Annotated in this window: 19 protein-coding genes; all 19 read right to left on the bottom strand. The window is 59.9% G+C overall.

Translation table 11 applies throughout. The features are described from left to right. Nucleotides 1–22 precede the first annotated feature (22 nt). The 19 genes from QKE19_RS03910 to folE all read right to left on the bottom strand — a co-directional run bounded on the left by QKE19_RS03910 (nucleotide 23) and on the right by folE (nucleotide 19,351). The gene (locus tag QKE19_RS03910) at nucleotides 23–1,234 is read right to left on the bottom strand and encodes an acyl-CoA dehydrogenase family protein (RefSeq protein WP_016421475.1); all 1,212 of its coding nucleotides are present in this window, start codon (nucleotides 1,232–1,234) and stop codon (nucleotides 23–25) included. A 42-nt stretch (nucleotides 1,235–1,276) separates the two neighbouring features. After that, entirely contained in the window at nucleotides 1,277–2,683 is a 1,407-nt protein-coding gene (locus tag QKE19_RS03905; protein ID WP_048731769.1) for an acyl-CoA dehydrogenase family protein, read from the bottom strand. 122 nt (nucleotides 2,684–2,805) lie between these two features. Further along, nucleotides 2,806–4,299, bottom strand: coding sequence for a metallophosphoesterase (locus tag QKE19_RS03900; protein WP_347890426.1), 1,494 nt, complete (start codon nucleotides 4,297–4,299; stop codon nucleotides 2,806–2,808). Between the two features lie 71 nt (nucleotides 4,300–4,370). Beyond that, nucleotides 4,371–5,903 carry a lysine--tRNA ligase gene (gene lysS / locus QKE19_RS03895; protein WP_016421478.1) on the bottom strand — a complete coding sequence of 511 codons (1,533 nt, stop codon included), beginning with the start codon at nucleotides 5,901–5,903 and terminating at the stop codon, nucleotides 4,371–4,373. A 70-nt stretch (nucleotides 5,904–5,973) separates the two neighbouring features. Continuing rightward, nucleotides 5,974–7,536, bottom strand: a complete 1,563-nt coding sequence (locus QKE19_RS03890) for a polyamine aminopropyltransferase (RefSeq protein ID WP_347890425.1) — start codon at nucleotides 7,534–7,536, stop codon at nucleotides 5,974–5,976. Continuing rightward, complete coding sequence (locus tag QKE19_RS03885) at nucleotides 7,537–8,058, bottom strand: DUF350 domain-containing protein (RefSeq protein ID WP_347890423.1); 522 nt, start codon at nucleotides 8,056–8,058, stop codon at nucleotides 7,537–7,539. A gap of 2 nt (nucleotides 8,059–8,060) precedes the next feature. Then, nucleotides 8,061–8,525 (bottom strand): DUF4247 domain-containing protein, encoded by a 465-nt coding sequence (locus tag QKE19_RS03880; protein ID WP_069358987.1) that lies wholly within the window; start codon nucleotides 8,523–8,525, stop codon nucleotides 8,061–8,063. A 4-nt stretch (nucleotides 8,526–8,529) separates the two neighbouring features. Then, complete coding sequence (locus QKE19_RS03875) at nucleotides 8,530–9,069, bottom strand: DUF2617 family protein (RefSeq protein WP_083280594.1); 540 nt, start codon at nucleotides 9,067–9,069, stop codon at nucleotides 8,530–8,532. A gap of 11 nt (nucleotides 9,070–9,080) precedes the next feature. Then, nucleotides 9,081–9,695: a DUF4178 domain-containing protein gene (locus QKE19_RS03870; protein ID WP_168157921.1), complete on the bottom strand. Its 615-nt coding sequence runs from the start codon at nucleotides 9,693–9,695 to the stop codon at nucleotides 9,081–9,083. Between the two features lie 170 nt (nucleotides 9,696–9,865). Beyond that, nucleotides 9,866–12,043 carry a PhoX family phosphatase gene (locus QKE19_RS03865; RefSeq protein ID WP_347890421.1) on the bottom strand — a complete coding sequence of 726 codons (2,178 nt, stop codon included), beginning with the start codon at nucleotides 12,041–12,043 and terminating at the stop codon, nucleotides 9,866–9,868. Nucleotides 12,044–12,290: 247 nt separating this feature from the next. Beyond that, the gene (gene panD / locus QKE19_RS03860; protein ID WP_016421480.1) at nucleotides 12,291–12,713 is read right to left on the bottom strand and encodes an aspartate 1-decarboxylase; all 423 of its coding nucleotides are present in this window, start codon (nucleotides 12,711–12,713) and stop codon (nucleotides 12,291–12,293) included. 137 nt (nucleotides 12,714–12,850) lie between these two features. Next, nucleotides 12,851–13,969 (bottom strand): pantoate--beta-alanine ligase, encoded by a 1,119-nt coding sequence (panC, locus tag QKE19_RS03855; RefSeq protein WP_070601075.1) that lies wholly within the window; start codon nucleotides 13,967–13,969, stop codon nucleotides 12,851–12,853. Nucleotides 13,970–14,066: 97 nt separating this feature from the next. Beyond that, nucleotides 14,067–14,987, bottom strand: a complete 921-nt coding sequence (locus QKE19_RS03850) for a prephenate dehydrogenase/arogenate dehydrogenase family protein (RefSeq protein WP_347890418.1) — start codon at nucleotides 14,985–14,987, stop codon at nucleotides 14,067–14,069. 64 nt (nucleotides 14,988–15,051) lie between these two features. Continuing rightward, complete coding sequence (locus QKE19_RS03845; protein ID WP_347890416.1) at nucleotides 15,052–16,311, bottom strand: DUF6779 domain-containing protein; 1,260 nt, start codon at nucleotides 16,309–16,311, stop codon at nucleotides 15,052–15,054. Then, nucleotides 16,308–16,814 (bottom strand): DUF3180 domain-containing protein, encoded by a 507-nt coding sequence (locus tag QKE19_RS03840; protein WP_101739115.1) that lies wholly within the window; start codon nucleotides 16,812–16,814, stop codon nucleotides 16,308–16,310. The genes QKE19_RS03845 and QKE19_RS03840 overlap by 4 nt, the downstream gene beginning before the upstream one ends. 2 nt (nucleotides 16,815–16,816) lie before the next feature. Continuing rightward, entirely contained in the window at nucleotides 16,817–17,329 is a 513-nt protein-coding gene (gene folK / locus QKE19_RS03835) for a 2-amino-4-hydroxy-6-hydroxymethyldihydropteridine diphosphokinase (protein ID WP_347890414.1), read from the bottom strand. Beyond that, nucleotides 17,326–17,730, bottom strand: a complete 405-nt coding sequence (folB, locus tag QKE19_RS03830) for a dihydroneopterin aldolase (RefSeq protein ID WP_016421486.1) — start codon at nucleotides 17,728–17,730, stop codon at nucleotides 17,326–17,328. The genes folK and folB overlap by 4 nt, the downstream gene beginning before the upstream one ends. A 5-nt stretch (nucleotides 17,731–17,735) precedes the next feature. Next, a complete protein-coding gene (gene folP / locus QKE19_RS03825; protein ID WP_347890444.1) occupies nucleotides 17,736–18,689 on the bottom strand; it encodes a dihydropteroate synthase in 954 nt (317 codons plus the stop codon). 86 nt (nucleotides 18,690–18,775) lie between these two features. Beyond that, on the bottom strand, nucleotides 18,776–19,351 hold the full coding sequence (gene folE / locus QKE19_RS03820; RefSeq protein WP_049181131.1) for a GTP cyclohydrolase I FolE: 576 nt from the start codon (nucleotides 19,349–19,351) through the stop codon (nucleotides 18,776–18,778). Nucleotides 19,352–19,358: the final 7 nt, after the last annotated feature.

Genomic DNA, 19,358 nt, shown 5'->3' with positions numbered 1-19,358 from the left:
GTAGATTGCTCTGAAACTGTAACTACTTCAGTTCCTTGGAGGACAGGCCCAGGGTGCGGCGAGCAACGACCAGCTGCTGAATCTGCTGGGTACCTTCGAAGATGTCCAGGATCTTGACGTCGCGGGACCACTTCTCCAGCAGGTTACGCTCAGAGTAACCGAAGGTACCTGCCAGCTGAACGGCACGGAGGCAAATCTCGGTGCCTGCACGGCCGGCCTTGGCCTTACACTCGGAAGCTTCCAGAGTGTTCGGCTGCTTGTTGTCAGCCATCCACGCAGCGCGCAGAGCCAGGAGGTATGCAGCCTCCCAATCGGACTCCAGCTTCAGGTACTCAGCTGCAGCAGCGCTCTGGGTGTGTGCCGGTGCATCGTAGTCAATCTCGATGCCAGCCTCTTCCAGGATGCGACGCAGCTCTTCCAGCGAAGCACGGGAGACACCGATGGCCATACCCGCAACCAGCGGACGAGTGTTGTCGAAGGTCGCCATTGCGCCGGCGAAGGACTTCTTAACATCAATGTCCGGGGAACCCAGCAGGTTCTCCTTCGGAACGCGGACATTGTCCAGGCGGAGCACTGCGGTATCCGAGGAACGAATACCCAGCTTCTCCTCCAGGCGCTCAACAGTGAAGCCCGGAGTGCCCTTCTTCACCAGGAAGGACTTGATGGCAGCGCGCCCCTTGGACTTGTCCAGGGTCGCCCACACAACGACGGAGTCGGAACGCTCACCAGCGGTGACGAAGATCTTCTCACCGTTGATGACGTACTCATCACCATCGAGCTTGGCGGTGGTGGAAACTGCGGAGGAGTCAGAACCGAAGGACGGCTCGGTAATTGCCATGGAAGCCCAGGTCTTACCGAAAGCTTCCAGCTGCTCATCAGTAGCAACAGCTGCGATGGCTGCGTTACCCAGACCCTGGTACGGCAGGGACAGGGTCAGGCCCACGTCACCCCAGCAGGTCTCAATAACGTTGAGCAGCGAAGCCATGTTGCCACCGTTCTTTACACCGGTGCGCTTCGGCTTCTTATCGTCACCACGTCCACCGGAAGCACCGGAGAAGCCACGGCCACCATCTGCCATGCCGTCCATCATGGAGGCAAGGGTGTCGAGTTCCTTCGGGTACTCGTGCTCAGCGAGATCGTACTTACGGGAAATCGGTCGGAAGATCTCAGCGGCGGCCTGATGCGACTGGGACGCGCCCGCCTTGAGGAACTTCGGCAGTTCGAGGTTAATCATTTTCTTTCCTCTTAATTCTTTTCGGCTGAAGTATCTAGCGGTTTACAGAACGACGATGCCTTCGGCGACACCAATTGCGCGGAGGTCACGGTACCAACGCTCAACCGGGTGCTCCTTGGTGAAGCCGTGTCCGCCGAGCAGCTGCACACCGTCGGAACCAATCTTCATACCCTTTTCAGTGGCGAAGGTCTTAGCCAGAGCTGCCTCGCGAGCGAAGCCGCGACCCTGGTCAGCGCGGGAAGCACCGCGGAGGGTGATCATGCGGAGACCATCGAGCTCAATCTTGATGTCGGCGACCATGAAGGCCACTGCCTGGCGGTGGGAAATCGGCTCGCCGAATGCCTGACGCTCATTGACGTAAGGAATGACGTAGTCGAGAACTGCCTGAGAAGTACCCATTGCAAGAGCTGCCCAGCCGAGGCGGGAACGACGCAGAATGTCGAGGTATGCCTCTTCACGATCTGCAGCCGAGGTGCTAGCGCCGCCGAGAATGTTCTCAGCCGGAACCTTGACGTCCTTCAGGATGACGCGCCCCATTGCGGCACCGCGCAGACCCATGGACGGGTCAGCCTCAACGTGGAGACCCTCAGTGTCGGACTCAACGATAACCAGAGCCGGCTTACCCTCGAGCTCAACACCGATGATGAACAGCTCAGCTGCGCCGGCGTTCGGAACGAAGGACTTAACACCGTTGAGGACCAGCGAATCGCCCTCGCGCTTTGCGGTGGTTTCAGGCTTGCGTGCGTCGAAAAGCGGGCGCGGCTCTGCGAGAACAACAGCGGCGGCCGGGACGTTCTCGCCAGCGAATGCCGGCAGGTAGGTCTTCTGCTGCGAGTCGGAGCCGTGAGCGGTCAGGGTGGCAGCGACACCGGCCGGAGCCAGCACTGCCAGAGCCAGACCCATGTCACCGTAGGACAGAGCCTCTGCAACCAGCGCGTTGGTGGTGACGTCCTCGCCGGTAGCGATGCCCTCGAAAGCCTCCGGGACGTTGATCATGGTGACGCCCAGCTCAGAAGCCTCAGAGACGAGGTTCTCCGGGGGAGTTGCCTCGTGGTCGGACTTGTAAGCAGCCTCGCGCAAGCGAGACTCAGCAAACTCCTTAACCGTCTCGACGATCATCTGCTGATCCTCGGTCGGGGTGAGGTCGAAGAGCTTCTTTGCCTTCTCCTCGGCTGCGGCCTCCTGTGCAGCCTGGGCTTCCTCAGCCGGACGCTCCGGCTTACCGGAACCGGAAATCTTCTTAAACTGACGGTTCGCGGCACCAAGGGTCTTAAAACCGGACTTGGTGGACTGGTACACCACGCGGTCGATCTTTGGCTGAAGGTCGTACTTCTGGGCGAAGTCCGAACCAGTAATCGACGTGATGAACCGCATTGCCGCTCCGATAGCGTCGCGACCAGGGTTATTGCGGCCGACAGTCGAATCTTCGCGGTTCTTCTTCTCGCTCATGTGATCATGGCCTTTCGAGTCAGAACTATTACTGGCATAACAATAAAACAATCACGTGACCGTTGTCACAAGAATTGAAAAAACATTGCCAAGTAACAGAAAACTTTCAGGCTTCTAACTTGTCAGGCGATAACGCGGTTAACAACGTAGTTGCGATCAGAGAGCTCACCAAGCAGAGCCTCGGGCTCGAAGCCGTACATCGCCCAACGGGCACGCGCAGTCCATGCAAGCGCATCTTCGCTGCTCAAACGATGGAAATTAACCTGGTAACCACCGGAGTAGACATGCAGCAGTGTGTAGCCACCGGGGTATGCCTTGCACGCGCCGGTCTCCAAATAATCAACGCCGGCACCAAAATCACCGCGAGTACGCTTTGCACGGTGGGTGTGACCTGCTCCCGCGAAGAATACACCCGGAGCGTCGTTAAGCAGCTGCTGCAAACGTCGTGCATCAGCGCTATTGAGAATGAATATGGGGCCGGCAGCATTTGTCCAGCCAGCCTCGGAAGTAATTGGGTGATGAGCCAGCACAACCGTCGGCTTGTTGGGGTCGCGCTGTAGTTCTTGCTCTAGTGCATCGAACTGTCCCGGGCTAATTTCGCCGCCGGACTCATCCAACTTCGATGAATCCAGACCGATGACGCGGACCGGCCCCTGCTGAGTGACCCACAGTTCCTGTCGCGGACGCCCCAGTAGGACTCCGAAGGGATCGCGATGATCTTCGGTGCCCTCCAAAACCGGAAATTCGTCGTAGCCAGCAGACGAATCGGCATCCGGCTTATGCGGACGATCATGATTGCCGCGGGTGACAAACCACTGCCGCTCCGGAGCACCAAAAGTATTCATAATCTCGGCAAATCGACGTACCTCCGCCGGACGTGCTTCCGACGTGGCATCACCGTTGACGAAAACCTTTTCAATACCCATCCCCCGAAGCTCGGCGAGCGCAGCCGTCAGCATGACCTCGGGATACGGCGCGGCACCCGGTTCAGAAAAGATAGGAGCGGGGAAATCGCCGGTGATAATACCGTGCCCATTTTCGCCAATATGCGCGTCATTAAGGATGGCAATCGTGGTCAGGTACTCCCCTTCCGGAGCGACCAACGTCGTGAACTGTCCAGTTTGCTCGGGTGCATTGGGGAGGTTTCGGGTAATTAATCCCGGCTCGGCGACCAGTCCATTCGATCGACATTCGAAACGGTACGTGGTTCCAGGGCGCAGCTTATCGACGGTCACAAAGTGGTAGCCAACCTGCGTCTCGTCCTTATGTACCACGGGTAGCTCGCCGCCCTCATCGGCATCGACTGGCACTAGCGCAACTTCAGTGTCGGCCGGCGCCAGTGGAGCCAGCTTCCCCCACGCTGGATGTGGGCCTGCATACGTCGCCCACGAAAATGTCACCGACGTATCGGTCACGGTCACGACTTCCAGGTCCGTCACAACAAGGCCGCTGGTCAACCCGGTGAATGGAAACGGCGACTGGTTCGGGGCCGCCGATGCAACTGCTCGCGTCCCGACGCTATTGCCGGCAACCGCTACAGCCCCCGCACCCGCTACTGCTCCCAAGCGCAATACGGATCGCCGATCAATTTTCTTATTCCCATTTACCGAATTCACGGGTGAAGAAATTACGGGATAAAAATAATCCCGGTGATAACACCGGGATAACTACACATGAATTCAGTCGCTTACGCTTCCGGCTTCACGATCGGGAACAGCACGGTTTCGCGAATGCCAAGGCCGGTCAGGGCCATCAGCAGGCGGTCAATGCCCATGCCCACACCGGTCGTCGGCGGCATGCCCTGCTCCATTGCGTGCAGGAAGTCCTCATCCAGAACCATGGCCTCGTCGTCGCCGCCAGCGGCCAGTCGCGCCTGATCCTCAAAGCGCTCACGCTGGACAACCGGGTCAACCAGCTCGGAGTAGCCGGTAGCCAGCTCGAAGCCACGGACGTAAAGATCCCACTTCTCGGTCACGCCAGGCTTGGAGCGGTGCTGACGAGTCAGCGGAGAGGTCTCGACCGGGAAGTCGCGGACAAAGATAGGACCGTCGAGCTGGTCTTCACAGAGCAGCTCCCAGATTTCCTCAACCAGCTTGCCGTGGCCCCAGCCGCCCTTCTCCGGAACCTCAAGGCCAATCACATCGGCGATTGCCTTTAGCTCCTCGACGGTCGAGTCAATAGTGACTTCCGGCTGACCAGGGAACTTGCGAGCAAGTGCCTCGTTCAGCGACGGGTACATCTCAATCTGCTTCCACTCGCCGCCGAAGTCGAACTCCGTACCGTCGGCAAGCGTGACGGTCGTCGAACCGAAGACCGCGACGCAGATTTCCTGAATGACCTCGCGGACGGTGCGGGCGGAGTCATCGTAGGTGCCGAATGCCTCGTAGTACTCCAGCATCGCGAACTCCGGGCTGTGCGAGGAGTCGATGCCCTCGTTGCGGAAGTTGCGATTGATCTCGAAAACGCGCTCCATACCGCCGACGACGCAGCGCTTGAGGAAAAGCTCCGGCGCGATACGCAGGTAGAGATCGATGTCCAAAGCGTTGGAATGAGTCACGAACGGACGTGCAGCTGCACCGCCGTGCAGAGTCTGCAGCATCGGGGTTTCGACCTCGAGGAAACCGCGACGCTCAAGTGCGTGGCGCAGCTCGCGGATGACCTTGATGCGAGTCAGTGCGTTAGTACGAGCCTGCTCACGCATAATCAGGTCCGTGTAGCGGTGACGCACGCGGCTGTCCTCGGACAGATCAGCGAACGACACCGGCAGCGGACGCAGAGCCTTCGAGGCCATCTGCCACTCGGTAGCCATCACAGACAACTCGCCGCGGCGCGAAGAAATTACGCGGCCAGTAATGAGGACGAAGTCGCCCATATCTACGTCCGACTTCCAAGCAGCCAGGGCGTCCTCGCCGACCTCAGCCTTGGAAAGCATGGCCTGCAGGGTCGTGCCGTCACCCTCCTGCAGAGCGGCAAAGCAGAGCTTGCCGGTGTTACGAATAAACATGACACGACCAATGACGGTCACGACATCCTGAGTCTCCTCGCCAGCCTCGAGGTGGCCCCACTCTTCACGGACATCCTTGAGAGAGTGAGTACGGGGAACCTCAACCGGGTACGGCTGAATTCCAGCCTCGAGCAGGCGGTCACGCTTCTCGCGGCGAATGCGCAGCTGCTCAGGAACGGTGGCGGTGTTTTCAGGGGTCTTCTTCGCGTCAGTCACGGCTATAAAGGTTAGCCGACTACACCGCCGACCTGCTACTCGCCCGCCCCTTTGCGAAATACTCGGCGGGCTACTCCCCTGCCTGCCGCCAACCTCGACGAATATCCTCCACAATTCGAGGATGAGCAAGTGTCGACGGTTCCAATCGTTGCGGACCGTTATCGGCACCGAACACGGTCGCAGCCCGGGCCACGTCAGGAGTGAGGAATTTCAGCGGCGGGGCGTCGTCGTAAAGCTCGAGCGTAGGAGGCTCAGGCCCGGCCTGCGCGAGTACAAACCCCCAGTCCCCGAAGGTGGGAACATGCACGTGGTACGGAGTGGTCGACCAGCCTGCGGCGCGAATCGAACTGTCGGTGCGCCAGAAGGCCTGCGGCGTCGAAAACGGCGAACCCGACTGCACCACCAACTTCGCGCCCGGCGCGGCCACCGTGCGGATCAACCCGTAGAACTCCTGAGAGTAGAGCTTGGCTAGCACTGCGTTGTCGGGATCGGGAAGGTCTGCATAGATGGCGTCGAACTTCTGCACCTGCGCCTTACCACGTGCCTGCTCGTGGAGCCATGCGAAAGCATCCGCAGCAATCTTCTCCACTCGGGGATTGTCCAGGCTGCCACGGTTGTCCTCCCGCAGCACAGTGCGCGCGACCTCGATGACGTCCGGATCCAAATCGACCTGAACAATGCGCTCGATGTTGGGCATCCGCAGCAGCTCCCGGGCAGCCAACCCATCGCCTCCGCCGAGAATCAACGCCGACTTCGTTTCTTTATCCACCGCCGGGTAGACCAGCGACTCGGTGTAGCGGTACTCGTCACGACTGGAGTACTGCAATCCCCCGTCGAGATAAAGCCGCCGGTCCCCGCCAAATCGAGTGACGACGATGTCCTGATACTTCGAGTGCTTGGCGAAAACAATGGGCTGGGCGTAGAGCGACTGCCGGGCGGTCGCCTCGATGTCCCGGATTCCGGCCAGTAACGCTACCAACCCAACCAGTGCCGCGACGAGGGCGGCGACAGATGCGGCTAGTGCCCGGCGGGTCAACATCTGCTTCAGTAGCAGCGCGGCAATTACCAATGCCGCGGTGACGTTGATCAGTCCGGCGATGGCAGTGGCCTTCAGCATTCCCACTGTAGGCAGGAGCACAAACGGCCAGATTAAACCGCCGACCAAGGCTCCGAAGTAGTCCGCGGCGTTGAGATTCGCCAGCACGCGACCGGTGTCCTCTGCGGAGGACGTCCGACCGGTCTGCAGAAGTGTCATGAGTAACGGCACCTCGGCGCCAACCAGCGTTCCGATTATGAAAGTGGCAGCGACCAATGCTCCGAGGCTCTCACCTGTAACCGAAAACACCCAGTACAGGGCGGTTGCGGAAACACCACCGAGCAAACCCAAAGCGCACTCGATACCGAGGAAAGACACCGCGGCACGGCGCACAAACGGTTTCGCCGCGACGGCACCAAAACCCAGTGCTGCGACATAACCGGCCACAATCAGGGAATTCGCAACGACGTCACCGCGGCCAAGAGAAGCCGACAGCGCCAGTAGCGCCAGCTCATAGACCAGGCCGCAGGCAGCGCAGGCCGCCACAGAGCCCAGCAGGAGAGCCCGCCAGCGCCGGGAAGTCGTGGTGGTCTCCATCTATGACAGCGCCACCGCGTTAATCACACCGATAACGATGAAGGTGGTCGCCGCCAACGCCGCTCGGGGGCGTACTTTCGCGTCCATCACGACATCACGGAAGCGCCCCGGAATCAGGGCTTCCAGCACCAGCAGCGATGCTGCCTGCAACACAATGCCGAGTGCACCGTAAACGAGGGTCTCCCCCAGGCCAATCATCAGAGCGTCGTCGGATGCGCGGATTACCGAAACGACAATGCAGGCCAGCGCAATCTGCTGTGAGCCCGCTATCATCGCGGCGCCCGCACGGTTTTCGAGAAACACCAGGTCGCGCAGTTTCCCAGGAGTAATCAGATCAAGGACAATGAATCCAACTACGAGCACTAGGGCACCCGCAAGGAAGTAACCGACGGTGGCCGGCACTCCGACGGCCAGATGCTCGCCCACAGTTGAGGCCACGACCGACTGCGCTGGATCCGATGTCGCCGACTGCGCCGTGAGGATAGCCGTCCCGGTGGTGTCCATGTACGTTACTGGTCCCATGTTTATTTCGCTCCTCCGAATGATCCGGCCGATCCACCCGAACCGCCGGAGGGGGCGGAGGGACCGAAACCGGGGCCGAGATAGATGAAGTGCCCACCCGAATAGCGGCCACTAAGTGATTCTCTGGTTATCAGGCACGTGTCCTTTGACCCTGCCTCAGGGGTCTGACGCGAAACGATGAACAGGTGCTTCTTCGTCCTCAGGTACGCTGCCCCGCCATCTTCGTTGTAAGCCTGTGGCTTAATCTCTTCTTTCAGCTCACGCCCCACCTCAATGGGGTCGCGGTCGCCACAGGTCCAACGTCGATCAATTCCGCTGCTGACCTGCGTCGCAGATGCTGCTCCGGGCGCGGACTGATAGCGCTCGCTAATCCTCTCTTCCGCAGATTTCCCGCCGACGAAGAAACCGGCCAGAGTGACCACAATGCCGACAACGATCAGTGCGTAACCAATACTTCCGCGTCCCATAGACTCAGGAACCTCCCTTTACGCGGTCTGCCTCGGCCCCATGGTTACCAGCGACGGCAGTCCAAGTATTCGACGTCCACACGAGCTGCCCCGGCGGGTAGCCGTGCCACGTATCCCAGCGATACCCCTGCTCAATCGGCTCTGCAGCCAACACAGTCAGCGCGCCGGGCGAACCGGGGAACTCTGCGACAACCGAATGAGGATGCCCTGTACCGAACTCGCGTCGTAAAGCATCTGCGCGCTGAACGAAGGCTTCTGGCGAGAGGTTCTCCACACGAGCTTTCACCATCACTCCCGCCTCACTCAGGGGCACGCCGTGTGCCGCGGTACAGGAAATCTCCTCGGTAAAGCACGGGTTCTCCCGCTTACCGACGAAAACCACATGCGACGCTCCGAGGACTCCGAGCGTCAGCGGCGGTGTTGTGCCGTCGGGGTGAGAGATAACCGCCTCGCAGAGGGTGTCCGGGACTTGGCCGTCAAAAGCAATGCGGAGTTGCTCCGCAGCAGTGTCTTTGAACGGCACATCTAGAATTGCCAGCGACATAGCGACCGCCACTAGCGATTGTCCGCGTCCGGATTATGGTCCGGCGCTGCCATGACATCAATCTCACCGGGGAGAATCCTAATACCGGTGGATGCTTCCCACATCGAGTCACCGTAGCGTTCCAGTCCGAGCAAGCGACCGTCACCGGATTTGTAGTCGACGAAGTCCGTAGCCCCCTCCGGCGGCAGCCCAGTGGTGCCAATCGCGGTGTAGCGGGCGGTTCCCCGCTCCTCCTCCCAGTACTCCACACCGTCGACAACGATGGGATTAGTTGGTTCGAAGCTGCCTGGAAGCTTGCGCCACCAGGTGAGGATGACTTCACCTTCATCTTCCTCAACGCCAAACCAAGAACCATCCGCCCCACCATCGACGAGATGTTCCCACCAGCGGAACGGCCCCTGAGAGAGCTCAAGGGATCCGCGCACAACATGGGAGGCACCACCGTAATTCAGGATTGCGCCCGGCGCGACAGAGGTTGGACCGTACTTACGGTATTCATCAGTCATCAGCGGATCGACGAAGCGCTCCCGATCAGAACCCGGAACCTGAGTATTCCGACGCGCTACAACAACGACGATGACCCCGATGACAACGAGGATGATGCCGATTATGACAATGCTGTTCACTAGGATTAATCCCATCGATAGTGTGGTGGCGCTAAGTAAACGCCCGATTACTAACTTTCTACCGAATACAGTCGCGGCGCGCCGTCGAACATTATTTTCGTTCGAGACGCGCCGCGATAGGTCTACGCGCTAATCCGCGCGTTTCTGCTTAGCTCCTTGCCAAGGGCAACCTACACACCAATCTTCTTGCCATCAGTGCGTACAACCTGAACGACGGCCGGGCGTGGCTGCTCCTTGCCGCCGTCCGGCCAGTGCGAGGTCGGGTTGGTGGTCGGGTCCGGGTTGTCGCCGACTGGATGACCCTGATCCGTCTCGATTTCGCCCGGGTGCTGGACGTTGACCATCACGCGGTTGGAGAAGATCTGCGGACCACAGGTCTCTGCAGCAACCGGAACAGTCAGGAAGCACTTGGTCTCACCACGACGCTCGCCTTCGACAGCCACGGCGAACAGGCCGTCGTTGGAGTCCAGGGCGTTGCCGTCGGTGGAAACCCACAGGTTGCCGTACTCGTCAAAGGCGACGTTGTCCGGGCAGGAAATTGGCGAGACCGATTCCTTGTCGAAGCCACCGAAGTAGGTGTAAGCCTCGTTCGGGTCACCACAGACCAGCAGGAGGTTCCACTTGCCCTTGGTACCGGCGTGGTCATCTTCCATCTCCAGAACAAGGCCATTCTTGTTCTCGGTGATTGGTGCGACCTCGACGGCGTCGGCAAGCGGGCGCCCTGCACCATCCTTGCGTTCCTTGCCCTTGTCGTCCTTCGCGCCCGCCTTACCGCGGTACTTGTTGTTGGTCAGCGCCGCGTAGACCTTACCGGTCTTCGGAGACGGCTCGATATCCTCCGGGCGGTCCATACGGGTCGCACCGACCTTGTCACCGGCGATGCGGGTGTAGATGCAGACCTCTTCGGCGGTCATGCCATCAACGTGGGACTCGTGCTTGCCGTCTGCCTTGGCGGTCATCAGCGGAAGCCACTCAATGTCACCGTCGAAACGGCCGTCCTTCGGCAGCTCACCGGAGCCGTCAATCTCGGACTCGGAATTACCGTTGAACTTACCGACGTAGAGAGTGCCCTCGGACAGAATGCCCATGTTGTGCTTGAGGTCCCCCTCCTTAATCTTGCGGGAGGAGACGAACTTGTAGATGTATTCGAAACGCTCGTCGTCGCCGGAGTAGCACACGACCGTGCCGTCGTCGGTGACGTAAATCTGACCGGCTTCATGCTTGAAACGGCCCACTGCGGTGTGCTTGACCGGGGTGGAGTTCGGGTCAGATGGGTCAATCTCTACCAGCCAGAAGAAGCGGTTCGGCTCATTCGGCTCCTTGGAGACATCGAAGCGGTCGTAGTACTTCTCCCACGCGCGGTCGGACAGCTCTTCATTCTTGACCGAGTAGCGCTTGAGCTTCTTAACTGCGTCCTCGTCCTTGAGCTTGCCAACGTTGCCGAAGTACTGGTCAACGTTCTCCTCACCGGACAGGTAGGTACCCCACGGAGTAACACCACCGGAGCAGTTGTTCAAAGTTCCCTCGACCTTCATACCGGTCGGGTCAGCCTTGGTCTTCAGCAGATCGTGACCAGCAGCCGGGCCGTCAACTGTGAACTCGGTGAAGCCAGTGATGCGACGGTTACGCTTGTCGCTCAGGATCGGCTTCAGGAATCCCTTGTCATCCTCTTCCACAGCAAGGATGGTCTGACCGTGGGCAGCCAGTCCGATGTCGACCTGCTCCTTAGTGGCATCTTCCTTCTTGTAGGCACGGAACATCATCGGCTCGGTGGTGTACTCGTGCGAGCAGACGTACAGCAGTGTGCCGTCTTCAGCCTTAATCAGGCCAGCGAAGTCATTGTTGAAGCCGAACTGCTTCAGCTGGTTTTCCGGAGTCTGCTTGTCAAAGTCGAACTCCGGGCCACCTTCGTGGATTGGGTCGCCCCAGCGAATCAGAACATTCTGCTCGTAGCCGTCCGGGATAACGACTGCGTCTTCCGTGTTCGGCTTAACGGCGTCGAAACGCATACCCTCCGGCGATTCGCCCTTGCTACCGTCACCGGCAGCAGTGGTACCGGAGGCATCGGAGCCACCTGCGGCACTGCCCGAATCATCAGAGGAGCAAGCGGCCAGCACGGCGCCACCGCCGACCGCAAGAGCACTAGCACCAGTGACCTTCAGTGCAGCACGACGGGAGAATGCGCGCTGGGAGAATGCCTGCTTCGCAACATCACCGAAGTACTGGTTGTCAGAGAACTCATTCGGAGCATCGTCAGCACAAGCATTACCACACTTGTAAGTGCAGGTCAGGGAGCTGCGAGAGGTAGCAAAAGGATTTGTCAGCAGATTCTTGCCAATACGAACCACGGGGGAGACCGCCTTTGTATAGCTTCGACTAGATGAGGAAATGGAAAACTAAAACTTTTAGATCCTCTAAGAAGCTAAGGACGTTGCGTTACCTTTCGGTTTCTAAAGATCAACTCGCCAATGAGCTTTAGTTGACGGTCTAATGGCTTACAATTTAACGCTAAGTAAACACCCTGGTGTCGTGGTTTTCCGGCTCGACCTTCTCTCCACCCACGCAGTCGAAACCCAGCTCTGCGGGCTGCGTGGACTAGCCCTGGTTCTCCGGACTGCGCGGATTCTTCAAATCAGACCCCTCCGGAACATCCGCCGGGTCATTGCCACTTTCCAGGATCTTGTTGTCTTCATCGACGAAGATGACATTCGGCTTGTAAGTACGCGCCTCAGCGTCATCCATCATGCCGTAGCCGATGATAATAACCAGGTCACCCGGAGAAATCAGACGAGCGGCGGCACCATTGATAGAAATGATGCCCGAGCCGCGCTCTCCGGTAATGCAGTAAGTGGTAAGACGGTTGCCATTATTGATATCGACAATGTCGACGGCCTCGCCTTCAAGCAGGTCGGCCGCTTCCATCAAATCAGCGTCAATCGTGCACGATCCAACGTAGTGAAGATCAGCCTGAGTCACCGTGGCACGGTGAATCTTGGACTTCAACATAGTGCGAAACATGAAAAAGGTAGGTCCCTTCCTGGATTCGTCCCCTGGATGCTTGCCTACCGCGGCACCCCTTAGCGTGGCAGGTTGTCAGTCGGCACACTATAATACGACAACTTCCCAGCCACGAAAAACTACTTCGAAAAGCCGTCCTACTCGCTGTCCTGCTCAACGCCAAAGCCGGCGTTCTTCAGGTTTTCTTTGCTGGACTCATCTTTCAGGCGGGCATCTCGAGCAGCGCGGACCTTTTCCTGCAGCTCAGCCAACTCAGCGGCCTCTTGCTCAGTCAGCTCGCCGTCCAGCCCCGCAGCCGACAGGGCCGCTGACGCAATTTCGGCGTCCTTCTGCCCGAGCTGACCGAAACCGTTTGCCGAATCCGGGCGCGGCGCACCCAGAATCAAGCCAACATTATCAATGAGACGAGTAGTGCCGACCTTCGCAGCAACCAGTAGGCGAGCTTCGGTCTCCTGGCCGTCGCCGCGCAACGCCTCGTCGGAAAGCGGGGCGAGCGCAGCGTCACGCAGCTCCAAGTAATCCAACTCGACCTCAGGCTGGCTGGCGAGCACACCACGCGCGGTTTCCAGCACAGCATCCGCACCACGGTCCGCGACAAAAGCACCGGCAGTCAGCGCAGCGGACAGGGTTACTGCGAGATTGCGCTGCTCCTCGGACAGGTAGCGGTTGCGGGAGCTCATAGCCAGCCCATCGGCCTCGCGGATCACTGGCACACCGTGCAGCTGCACCGGCATATTCAGATCAGTGACCATCTGCTGCATCAGACACAGCTGCTGGTAGTCCTTCTCACCAAAAACGGCGTCAGTGCAGTTGGTAATGTTGAAAAGCTTGTTAACCACTGTCAACGCACCGGCAAAGTGCCCCGGGCGAGTAGCACCTTCGAGCTCCGAAGCCAGCGGCCCCGGCTGCACCGTCGTGCGGAAACCGTTGGGGTACATCTCCTTCGCGTTCGGCGCAAAGACCAGCTCAGCACCGACAGCGCGGAGCTTCTCCACGTCTTCATCCAGAGTCCGCGGGTAGGCGTCAAAGTCCTCCCCCTCACCGAACTGCAGCGGATTGACGAAAATCGACACCACCACAACAGCGCGCGGCAGTGTCTTCGCGGCCTGTACTAGTTCAAGGTGCCCCTGGTGTAGCGCACCCATCGTAGGTACGAGCACCACCGGCCGTCCGGTCTTCCGCAACGCACGGGTGACCTGCGCGATTCCCGCAATAGTCCTGTGAACAGTTGTCTCTCCGGCGGTATACCCCGTCATGTTTCCTCCGCGTTCAGATCTACCGGACCAAACTTTTCGTCCGACGGCAATACCTTACGCCACATCCCGGATGACCAGAACAACCAGTCCGCTCAGCTCATCGGCGTAGGTACCGCAAAACCTCGTTGGCACCGCGCAGCTCGGCGATACGCTCGGCAAGGGCCAGGTAGGCGGCTCCCATTTCCGGCGCCACCGCTTCAATTTCACGTTCGTGCTTGACGACGGTCCCAAGGTCGTCCCGCGTCACCGGGCCAGTCAGCCCCCGGGAACCCCACCTCAAGGCATTGTCCAATGAAGCTTCCAGTAGTGGGCGGAGCAGCTCGGCGGCCTGACCTCGACGCAGCTCAGCTAGGTCGGTGTCTTGGGCTACCGCATCTCCGCCGATAGTGGTTGCCAGCATTTCTACCGCATCGACCACGACGGCGCCGAGACCGTTTGAGCCGTGGGCCATAGCCGCGTGATAGAGGCCGCGGTGACGTTCGTTGATGAACACCGGACGACCGCCGAGTTCACCAATGAGCAGTTCACTGACTGTTTTCGCGAGCTCATCCCCAACAGTGATGCCCCATGGACAGCCGGTCAGGAGCTCGGAGTCGTCGTCAAGCCCTGCGAATGTCATTGCGGGATGGGCGGCGATGGTCAGCGCGCCGGTGAGTGCGACCGGATCGAGCACGGCACGCCCGAGGGAACCAGAAGTATGCATGACGATGCGTCCGGGGCCGACATGGCGGGCGACTTCCTCCGCGACCTCTGCGATGGCGCGATCCGGCACGGCGATGACGATGAGCTCGCAGGTGGAAGCTGTGTCGGCAATGCTACTAACCTGTGCGTTCGGGAGACGTAGATGCGCTCGTGTGACAGATTCTGGTGAGCGCGCGACCACGTGAGTGACACGATGCCCACAGCGCTCTAACGCCTGGCCGAGCGCGACCCCGACTTTTCCGGCAGAAATAATCCCCACCGCCAACCGCGGAGCGGTTGTCCGATGGGGATGGGAATCATGCTGGCTTTGCGTCATGACTGACTAGGTTAGACCAAACCAGCTATGTGCGGTGAGTAGGCCGCGCATACTCGGTAAGCGACTAGGCCTCTTCGTCCTCGCGCTGCTCCCTCTTCTTGCGCATCTGCGCCATCAGCTCGGCAACCGTCAGGCTGCCCTTGTTGTCCTCAGCACGGCGCCGACCGTGGCTTGCAGGCTCCTGCGCCGTAGCCTGAGCTGGCTCTTCTGCGAGGTCCTCATCGCGAATGGTCTGCAGCTGGCGAGTCGGAGAGTCCGAGGCGTCGTCCGATTCCGGCGCAGCGAATGGGTGCCGTGCACCGTGTGCCTCGTGAGCACCGCCCTGAGAATCATCCTCTGCAGCGTCCTCGGCCGGGGTTTCCTGCCAGTTGATGGCGCGGAAAGAGTTAGTGGAGAACTTCTCCTTGGAAACGGTTTCGTCACCCTTGGAATCGGCGACTTCGTGGACGTCAACCGGCTGGCCAGACGGCGAGAATGTACGGCGCATGTCGGTGGCCTCGGCATCTTCAACCGGCGAAGCGGAGGATGCGGAGCCCGTGCCGCCGTGCTGGGTATGAGCGCCGACAGTGCCGTTAGCGGTCATCTCAGCACGGTGGGAAGTCGCGCGTGGTGTCGGCCGGTCGTGACCGGTCGGATCCTTCATCGGCGAGGCTTGCTGTGGCGAGTCGAGCTCACGCAGACGCTCGGCCTGGGCGCGAAGAGCAACCTGCTCGTCGTCGAAATCCTCCCCCATGAACTCAGCAAGCTGGGCGCGCAGTGCAAAGACCTCAGCGCGCAGCGCCGCAATGTTGTCATCGTTGTTGCCCTCAAGCGAGTCCAGGTAGTTCTGCTCGAGAATCAGTTCCTGCTCACGGTGAGTAGCCAGCTCGCGGTCAAGCTCCACCTTGTGCAGCTCCTCGATTGTCTCCAACCGCTTGCGCTCCAGCGCAATGGTCTTGCGGTATCGAGTCACCAGCACAGCCCCGATAACTGCCGACCACAACGCCAGCAGCACGGCAACCTTCATCCACCCGGCAGAGGTGGCAAAGAGCATGACGATACTGGCAATCACCGCGAGCACCAGCAGCACAACCATGAGAATGACGGCGGTTTTCTCCGTCATACCATCGGTAGAACTGAATTTCGTCACATCATTGCTCTGCTCATCTGCATATGCCGCATCAGCCCCGGAGTTAGCCCCAGCGGAGTAGCTTTCGAAGGCTGAAGAAGGCGACGGAGACGGAGACTCGGCCATATCCGACGAAGTAGCTGCCGCGTCGCCCTGAAAATATGCGGCATCACCCGAGCGCTTCGGGTCATTACCGGCGTTGGAGAGGTCAGTCATAACTCCCACCCTACCGAGTTAGTTCCCATTTCCCCGCTAGGAGGCGAAGAATTTTCGCCATCAGTTGGCAATTGGCAAACTTTTTCCAGCCACAGCCCCGCCGCAGCGAGCAAAATGCCGGATACTGTGCCGACAATCATGATCGGTCCGTCGGCCTGTGCAGCCGCAAGCTCCGTCCACTTCGGCACGGCCCACAGCACGCCACCGGCGTACAGTCCTCCGAGAATCGCACCCAACCACGCGGATGCCGTACCGACCACCAACCATCGCGACAACGTTAACGGCTGCACCTGGCTGCGATCCTGCCCGACCTTCGCCTCTTTCAGTACCGACTTAATCCACCGCGCTGCCGCCACACAGACGGCTGTGAGCAGCCAGGGAAACCCCAGGTCCCACCAACTTCGCGGCCCGAGCGCACCGAAAAACTGTGCCAAGATCATCCATGATGCCAGCGCGAGAACCAGCGCAGATGCTGCCAACGTAATCGGTGAGGTCGGTTTCATCTCTAGGCCCCTTCTCCATCCGCGCTGTCTGCTAGGCGCACCGCGTTTACGTCTTCAGGTGCCAGCTTATCGACGAGTTCCGCGACCCGAACTCCCTCCAATTCGGCATCCGGGTCGACATCGAGCCACGGCACCAGTACAAAGGCACGCTCGGTTGCCCACGGATGCGGCAGGGTCAGAGTCGAATCGTCAGAGATGATCTCCTCGCCGGTGTCCTTGTCGATGACCTGCACAATGTCCACGTCGAGCGCCCGTGGCCCCCAGTGAATTTCGCGCACTCGACCAGCGTCATTTTCCAGTTTCCAACCAGCTTCCAGCAGCTCCATTGGTGTCCGGGACGTATCGACAATGAGCACGGCATTGAGGAAGTCACCCTGCTCTACCCCACCCCAAGGTGGGGTGGCATAAATCTTTGAGGCTGCGACCAATTCATCGGCGAAGAAGGCCTGCACACCAGTTAGGTTTTCTCGCGCGCGGTCCATGTTCGCGCCGATAGAAAGAACTGCGCGAATCATGCCAACCGCTTCTTCCGCGAACGGCGGGCTGTCACCGCAGCGTCATCAAAGTCGAGCGGAATGGGCGCATGCGGTTTGTGAATGGTCACTTCCACCGCATGTAACAGCGGGGACAATCCGCGTTCGGCGCGGCCATCGTCGTCGGCAAGCACTGCTTCGGCAATCTCGGTCGCGACGGTTTCGATGAGGTTGCGCGGAGTGCCGGTCAAAATTCCGTGCGCTGTGGCTGCGATGTCGGCGTAGTTGACGGTGTCATCCAGCTCGTCGCTGGCAGCGGCACCGGAGAAATCCAGCCACAGGGTGACATCACAGATGAAGTCCTGGCCATCGCGGCGCTCGAAGTCGAGACAGCCGTGGTAGCCGCGGGCTTTCAGACCTTTGAGTTCAATTCGATCAGCCACTGTTTCTACTCGTCTCCTTCCAGAGCCGCTTCGGCTGGCGATTCAGCAGGAGACTCATCGTGCTGTGCAGCGCGGTTAGAGCCACCTTCCGGATAGTCGCCGGCCGCGGTGTAACCGGTCAGTGAGCGGCCAAGGTTCCATGCCTGCGCCACCCGCACTGCGTCGAGGTTGTCGGCCACATTGTGAACTCGAACCGCCCATGCGCCCGCCGCTGCGGACAGTGCGGAAATTGCGGTAGTCGCAGCATCAGCCTGCTTTGGTGCGCGTGCCTCACTACCGACGGCGGCGGCGAAACGCTTGCGGGAAGCACCGACCAACACGGGGAAACCGAGGTCAATAAGCTCCGGCAGGCCGTGGAGCAGCGCCCAATTGTCATCGGCGTTCTTGGCAAAGCCCAGGCCTGGGTCCAGGACAATATTTTCCTCGACGATGCCGGCGCCCATGGCACCGTCGACAAGCTGAAGCAGGTGCTCACGGACATCGGCGACAATGCCGTCCGGGTGAGTTTCGGCGCGTCCAGAAGCGGAGCCGAAGCGATCGGTCTTCCAGTGCATCAGACAGATGGGCACATCGGCATCGGCGCAGACTGCGTACATGTTGGGGTCTGCGAGACCGCCGGAGACATCGTTGATGAATACCGCACCCTCGGCGATTGCTGCCTCTGCGACACTTGCGCGCTTTGTATCGACGCTGATCAGGTGCCCGTCTGCCGCGAGCTCGCGGACCACCGGCACGACCCGGGCAATTTCCTCATCCTCTTCCTCATCCTCGGAAACGCGGTGTGCGCCAGGGCGAGTGGACTCGCCACCGATGTCGAGAATATGTGCGCCTTCAGCGAGCAGCTCGTGCGCATGGGCAATCGCCGCGTCGAAGGTATTGTACAGGCCGCCATCGGAAAAGCTGTCCTCGGTGACGTTGACAATGCCCATCACCTTGCAGAGCTGATTCTCGACACCCATCTCCGCCTGCTGTCCTGCCTGCGCTTGCAAGGGGGATTCAGTCACCTTGTTGTCCAGCCTTTCCAATCGACCATTTAACTGTTGCGTTAGCTCTTGCGGATCAGCGCCATTGCCTCTGCGCGCGAACGGGCATCCGTCTTGAAGCCACCGCGGACGGCTGATGTCACCGTGCGCGCACCCGGCTTGCGGATACCGCGCATGGCCATGCAGAGATGCTCCGCTTCAATAACGACAATCGCCGAGGCCGGATCCAGCCGCTCCACCAAGGCATCCGCAACCTGACTGGTCAGCCGCTCCTGCACCTGCGGGCGCTTCGCATAGCCATCGACCAGACGAGCGAGCTTGGACAGGCCCGTCACACGACCGTCCTTGCCCGGAATGTAACCAATGTGGGCAACGCCGAAGAACGGCACCAAGTGATGCTCACAGGTGGAGTAAATCGGGATGTCCTTGACCAAAACGAGTTCCTGGTGATCCTCGTTGAAGGTCTTAGCCAGCACCTCAGACGGATCTTCAAACAGGCCCGCGAAAACCTCACGGTAGGCTCGCGCCACTCGCGCCGGTGTCTCCTTCAGACCTTCCCTGTCGGGATCCTCACCGACGGCAATCAACAGTTCACGAACCGCAGCCTCGGCTCGCTCCTGATCGAATTCGCGCTCCATGATGTGT

It is taken from the genome of Corynebacterium sp. c8Ua_99, assembly GCF_039907185.1.
Taxonomy (GTDB): Bacteria; Actinomycetota; Actinomycetes; order Mycobacteriales; family Mycobacteriaceae; genus Corynebacterium; species Corynebacterium jeikeium_D.
The sequence above is the reverse complement of the archived record's forward strand: the minus strand, read 5'-3'. Positions and strand labels throughout refer to the sequence as shown.

What these genes read in the sequence shown, in the direction of transcription:
- QKE19_RS03910 (WP_016421475.1), bottom strand. Translation starts at nt 1,234, where the DNA reads ATGATTAACCTCGAACTGCCGAAGTTCCTCAAGGCGGGCGCGTCCCAG.
- QKE19_RS03905 (WP_048731769.1), bottom strand. Translation starts at nt 2,683, where the DNA reads ATGAGCGAGAAGAAGAACCGCGAAGATTCGACTGTCGGCCGCAATAAC.
- QKE19_RS03890 (WP_347890425.1), bottom strand. Translation starts at nt 7,536, where the DNA reads ATGGAGACCACCACGACTTCCCGGCGCTGGCGGGCTCTCCTGCTGGGC.
- QKE19_RS03885 (WP_347890423.1), bottom strand. Translation starts at nt 8,058, where the DNA reads ATGGGACCAGTAACGTACATGGACACCACCGGGACGGCTATCCTCACG.
- QKE19_RS03880 (WP_069358987.1), bottom strand. Translation starts at nt 8,525, where the DNA reads ATGGGACGCGGAAGTATTGGTTACGCACTGATCGTTGTCGGCATTGTG.
- QKE19_RS03875 (WP_083280594.1), bottom strand. Translation starts at nt 9,069, where the DNA reads ATGTCGCTGGCAATTCTAGATGTGCCGTTCAAAGACACTGCTGCGGAG.
- panD (WP_016421480.1), bottom strand. Translation starts at nt 12,713, where the DNA reads ATGTTTCGCACTATGTTGAAGTCCAAGATTCACCGTGCCACGGTGACT.
- panC (WP_070601075.1), bottom strand. Translation starts at nt 13,969, where the DNA reads ATGACGGGGTATACCGCCGGAGAGACAACTGTTCACAGGACTATTGCG.
- QKE19_RS03850 (WP_347890418.1), bottom strand. Translation starts at nt 14,987, where the DNA reads ATGACGCAAAGCCAGCATGATTCCCATCCCCATCGGACAACCGCTCCG.
- QKE19_RS03845 (WP_347890416.1), bottom strand. Translation starts at nt 16,311, where the DNA reads ATGACTGACCTCTCCAACGCCGGTAATGACCCGAAGCGCTCGGGTGAT.
- QKE19_RS03840 (WP_101739115.1), bottom strand. Translation starts at nt 16,814, where the DNA reads ATGAAACCGACCTCACCGATTACGTTGGCAGCATCTGCGCTGGTTCTC.
- folK (WP_347890414.1), bottom strand. Translation starts at nt 17,329, where the DNA reads ATGATTCGCGCAGTTCTTTCTATCGGCGCGAACATGGACCGCGCGCGA.
- folP (WP_347890444.1), bottom strand. Translation starts at nt 18,689, where the DNA reads ATGGGTGTCGAGAATCAGCTCTGCAAGGTGATGGGCATTGTCAACGTC.
- folE (WP_049181131.1), bottom strand. Translation starts at nt 19,351, where the DNA reads ATGGAGCGCGAATTCGATCAGGAGCGAGCCGAGGCTGCGGTTCGTGAA.